The organism is Angustibacter peucedani (assembly GCF_054779595.1).
In genome coordinates this window covers 1-545 of sequence record NZ_BAAGXY010000165.1, presented here as the reverse complement: position 1 = coordinate 545, position 545 = coordinate 1, and the positions used below count along the sequence as shown (strand labels likewise).

The 545-nt window shown below is 55.4% G+C and carries 1 rRNA gene; it reads left to right on the top strand.

Annotated features, from left to right (window positions below):
• Positions 1 to 545, top strand: a 23S ribosomal RNA gene (locus ACYVJ4_RS18490); the annotation flags it as partial.

Genomic DNA, 545 nt, shown 5'->3' with positions numbered 1-545 from the left:
ATCCTAAGGTAGCGAAATTCCTTGTCGGGTAAGTTCCGACCTGCACGAATGGCGTAACGACTTCTCCGCTGTCTCAACCGCGAACTCGGCGAAATTGCACTACGAGTAAAGATGCTCGTTACGCGCAGCAGGACGGAAAGACCCCGGGACCTTTACTATAGCTTGGTATTGGTGTTCGGTACGGCTTGTGTAGGATAGGTGGGAGACTGCGAAGTCGGCACGCCAGTGTCGGTGGAGTCAACGTTGAAATACCACTCTGGTCGTTCTGGATATCTAACCTCGGTCCGTGATCCGGATCAGGGACAGTGCCTGGTGGGTAGTTTAACTGGGGCGGTTGCCTCCTAAAATGTAACGGAGGCGCTCAAAGGTTCCCTCAGCCTGGTTGGCAATCAGGTGGCGAGTGCAAGTGCACAAGGGAGCTTGACTGCGAGAGAGACATCTCGAGCAGGGACGAAAGTCGGAACTAGTGACCCGGCGGTGGCTTGTGGAAGCGCCGTCGCTCAACGGATAAAAGGTACCCCGGGGATAACAGGCTGATCTTGCCC